Source organism: Nocardioides sp. CPCC 206348 (genome assembly GCF_048654705.1).
Classification (GTDB): Bacteria; Actinomycetota; Actinomycetes; order Propionibacteriales; family Nocardioidaceae; genus Nocardioides.
In genome coordinates this window covers 632-847 of sequence record NZ_JBMCZA010000187.1, presented here as the reverse complement: position 1 = coordinate 847, position 216 = coordinate 632, and the positions used below count along the sequence as shown (strand labels likewise).

At 72.2% G+C, this 216-nt stretch carries 1 pseudogene; it reads right to left on the bottom strand.

Going from position 1 to position 216, the window contains the following annotated elements:
• A pseudogene (locus ACOADB_RS15385) lies at positions 1-216 on the bottom strand (acyl-CoA synthetase); the annotation flags it as partial.

Here is a 216-nt window from a genome sequence, read left to right as displayed (position 1 = left end):
CGGATGTCCCGGTCGGCGGCCTCGTTGCCGAAGGCGTACCGCAACGGGTTGTCGGCGTCGTCCGGTTGCGCGGGCGTCGCCAGCACGTAGGCGAGCGGCTTCCCGACGTAGTTGAGGTACGTCGCCCCGTGGCGCCGGATGTCGTCGAGGAAGCTCCGCGCGGAGAAGTCCGCAACCGCCAGGCCTGCGCCCGACGCCACGCTCACCGCGAACCCG